This is a genomic window from Bacillus sp. AY2-1, from assembly GCF_008368965.1.
GTDB lineage: Bacteria > Bacillota > Bacilli > Bacillales > Bacillaceae_G > Bacillus_A > Bacillus_A thuringiensis_S.
Genome location: NZ_QPEL01000284.1, coordinates 1 through 4,174, shown reverse-complemented (window position 1 = coordinate 4,174; position 4,174 = coordinate 1). Strand labels below are relative to the sequence as shown.

Here is a 4,174-nt window from a genome sequence, read left to right as displayed (position 1 = left end):
ATGTAATATTGCATATGAAATATAGTAAAGTTTTAAATTTTAATATTACAAACTTGTATATACGTGTTACAATGTAATTCTCTAATTTATTTTATTCAGCTATTTAGAATTTATGCTTTAGTTAATTTATTATGGTAAGGATTTCATCTGATTGGATTAGCGCTAAACTAGATTTTTATCCAAACAAATCCAATAATTATTTTTAAAATGAAGTATATGTTGTATCCAATTTATTTGGAATAATTCGTAGTCTAATAATTGCTGAATCTAGAAAAAAACATATTCGAAAGGAGGACAGATAAAACTCTGCCTGTGAAATTTAAATCGCTAAATGGTAAAGTTCGGATGATAGGATGTAATTGTGATTTCATTTCGAATGGTACCATAAATGAATATGGAAAAATATAGGATAAAAATTTAAATAAACTATATAAGTAGTAAAAATGAAAAGGAGAAGTATCTAGTGTTTAATATAAAAGAAAGATTGGGACAAATAAAGCTTAAAACGAAGTTGTCTATGGCATTTATAGCAATATTAATTATACCAAGCCTTATCGTAGGAGTATCATCTTATAATAAAGCAAAAACAGATCTTAATGAAACAATTCTACAATCAGCAAAAGATAATATAAGTATTTTAGACAAGATTGTTGATGATGAATTAGAAAATAAGCATACAGATGTCACTCATTTTGCAAAGGTACTCACACAAGGGGATTATAATCCTGAACAATCGCAAAATGTACAGAGTAAATTTGATCAATATATACAGTTACATCCAGAGATAGAAACGATTTATACGGCATCCAGTAACAATCAATTTATTCATGCACCTGTTGGCAAAATACCAGAAGGGTTTAATCCGTTAGAAAGTAGTTGGTATAAGGATGCAGTAAAAGCAAATGGAGAGATTATTGTTTCATCTCCCTATAAATCAAAGTCTACAGGAAATATGGTAATTGCAATTGCAAAGCAAAATGCAGATAAAAGTGGTGTCATTGGCGTAGATTTGAATATTACAGATATCGTAAAAACATCCAAAATGATAAAAATTGGAAAGCAAGGATTTGTATCTATAGTTAGTCAAGATAAAACTATAGTTGTTCATCCATCACTAAAGCCTGGAGAGAAATTAGAGAAAACTTTAGCGGATGAATTGTACAAGACAGAAGATGGAGTAATTACTTATAGCCTCAATGGCGAAGATCGAAACATAAGCTTTAAGACAAATAAAAAAACAGGTTGGAAAATAGCTGGCGTAATGCCTACGAAAGAAATTGAAGAAGCTACTAATCCTATTTTTTATAAAACGTTCACTATAATAGGGGCTTCATTATTGTTAGGTGGAATTGTAATTCTATTCATACTCAGATCTATAATTACTCCACTAAGACAATTAGTCATTTCAGCTCAAAGAATTAGTCAAGGAGATTTAACCGAGAAAATAGATATTCGTTCAAAGGATGAACTTGGTCAATTAGGTGGTAGTTTCAATACAATGGCAGAGTCGTTACGTAATATTATTTCTCAAATTAACACATCTGCAGGACATGTAGCTGCGTCTTCTGAGGAACTAACTGCTAGTGTAGAGCAAGCAAGTGTTGCGACAGAACAAATTACAAAAGAGATGGAAGAAATCTCGAACAGTGCAGAAGTTCAAAATAATGAAGTTGAGTCTGGAGCTGAATTAATTGGTGAGGTAACACGAAATATTCAATATGTAGCTGAGAATGCATCTGAAGTATCGGCTTCATCCATATACACAAAACAAAAAGCCAATGAAGGTGAACAATTAGTAGAACAAACTGTAGCACAAATGCAGTCTATCCATCACTCTGTTTCTCAATCCGATAATGTAATAAAATTATTAGATAAGAAATCGCAACAAATTGGAAGTATATTAGAAGTGATTCAAAATATTGCGGAACAAACAAATTTATTAGCATTGAATGCAGCAATTGAAGCAGCTAGAGCAGGAGAACAGGGTCGAGGGTTTGCAATTGTTGCGGATGAAGTTAGGAAGCTAGCAGAGCAATCATCCGAATCTTCGATGGAAATTGGAAGCTTAATTAAGGAAATACAAGCAGACGTACATGAGACTGTAAAAGCTATGAATGAAGTGGGAGTAGAGGTACAGTCGGGAATTAAAGTTGCGAACGATACAAAGCAAAGTTTTTATGAGATTTCAAAATCTGCAAATGATATTGTGTCAAAAGTGCATGGTATGGTGGAACTATCTAATACAATGACTACTGATGCAATGAAAGTCGATACATCGATTGATCAAATAGCTATGGCTGTAAAAGAGAATTCTTCAAGTATGCAAACGATTGCTGGTTCATCTGAGGAACAACATGCTTCTATGGAAGAGATAAATTCTTCAGCAATACAATTAGCACAGATGGCAGAAGAACTTCAAGAGTTAATTGGTGGATTTAAGATTTAAGTTGAGATTCTAGGAGAGAATGCTAGAATCTTGTTACAGAGTGGAAATGCAAAGTAAATAAGTATAATATATACTCTCTATGTGTATTGAACAGGCAGAAAAGCCATTTAAAAACCCTCCATTTGGAGGGTTTTTAAATACATTTACATTAAATTTGTTGTGGTGCACCATCATAATCGTTAACACTATATGAAGGAGCAGGATAATGTCCATGAGTAGCAAGCTGATCTGTATTAGAAAACTGAGAAATACCCAACGTTAACACCCCAATGAAAGCAATGCCAGATAATAATAAGCTAATTTTTTTCATTATTTTAACACTCCTTTTTCAATTAATTTTCGTCTTGCTTGATAACAAATATGGAAATAGTCACTTACCTTTGTGTGGTTCTCTAATTGTCTACATTTTGTGGCAAATAATTCAGCGTATTCGACAACATATTCCCATAATTCTTCTTCCTTAAAGTATAAGATTCCTTCTTGAATGATTTTTTCTAATTCTTCCAATGGAATATTTTCGTTTAATCTTTTTAAAATAGAGAAGTGGTGTGTGTATTCTTCGTTATGAATTTTTCTGCAAATCTGTAATCCCTTATCAATGAGTTGGCTGGCCGTTGATTGTTCTCCTAATTTATAATGTTCCTTAGCTTGTAGGAAGATGGCCTTGAAGTGTGTAGGGATTTTCTCTGTTACTTCTGAAAGGTGACGAATGGCTAAAGTAGACATACTTTGATCAGAATACAGCCACCCCATAGTACTTTTTACATATAACAAGGAATCTTCTTCCCTATTTTTTTGTAGTAAATCAATTGCACAATGTAGATATTCTTCTGCTTGTTCGTACTGTTTTAAATAGATGCAGCAACCACCTAGCAAACTATTACAAAAGGCTGTTTTTACTTCATAACCTTCATACTTTGAAAAGATTGCTCTCGATTTATTTGCGTATTCGATAGAAGCGAGATTGTTATAGGTATGGTGATAGAAAGTAGCAATTCTATAGTAGAATTCAGCGTGTTCAATTTCATCTGGTATGTCTACTAATATCTTTTCTGCCAGTTTATAATGTTCCTCTGCCTCAGTATAATTTGATATAAAAGTGGAGTGAATGGATTTAAAAAAATGATAATAGAAGCGTAGGAAATGGTCTGTAGGCATATCATAGTCGCTGATGGCATCAAAGCTATTTTGTTGAATACCAAGGCTATCTGTTAAGACAGTGTAACGAAATTCAAGTAGTGAGTAATATAGTAATAAATTTTGATCTTGATGCTCTTGATTCGGTTCAATGCTTAACTGATTAATTTTTTCATCAATTTTCTTTTTTAGATTAGTAGCTTTTATAACTTGTTGAGATAGCATAGCTCGATACCAGTCGTTCAATAGAGAGGTTAACTGCTCATTTCCTTTTACTGAGACACTCATAATATACGCCCCCATCTTATAGAAATATCCTAATCCAATTTAATTGTAACTATCATAGCAAAATAGAAGAAAAAATGGTATGATTTTACAACTTTTTCAAGAAAATTCAGAAAATAATCAATTATTGTCGAATGTACTTATAATTTAAATTATCTGCTCGGTAATTAGTCATCAATCCAATGTGAAATAATACACAAAAATGTTGAATTATGTATCTGTATTGAAGATTTATGAAATTTTCTTTTCTTAAAACGGATCAATTACGTATTAATTTTTAAATTATTTTATCGGATACATATAGTA

General features: G+C 31.8%; 3 protein-coding genes. 1 reads left to right on the top strand and 2 read right to left on the bottom strand.

Features of this window, described 5'->3' with window-relative positions; translation table 11 throughout:
* Positions 1-463 precede the first annotated feature (463 nt).
* Positions 464-2,446 (top strand): methyl-accepting chemotaxis protein, encoded by a 1,983-nt coding sequence (locus DN403_RS30425; protein WP_000481865.1) that lies wholly within the window; start codon positions 464-466, stop codon positions 2,444-2,446.
* Between the two features lie 148 nt (positions 2,447-2,594).
* Here the strand turns inward: DN403_RS30425 and DN403_RS31500 are convergent, their stop codons facing one another.
* Both DN403_RS31500 and DN403_RS30420 read right to left on the bottom strand, forming a co-directional pair.
* The gene (locus DN403_RS31500; protein WP_098292008.1) at positions 2,595-2,756 is read right to left on the bottom strand and encodes a hypothetical protein; all 162 of its coding nucleotides are present in this window, start codon (positions 2,754-2,756) and stop codon (positions 2,595-2,597) included.
* On the bottom strand, positions 2,756-3,871 hold the full coding sequence (locus tag DN403_RS30420) for a Rap family tetratricopeptide repeat protein (RefSeq protein WP_149186100.1): 1,116 nt from the start codon (positions 3,869-3,871) through the stop codon (positions 2,756-2,758). Before DN403_RS30420 ends, DN403_RS31500 begins: the two co-directional genes overlap by 1 nt.
* Positions 3,872-4,174 lie beyond the last annotated feature (303 nt).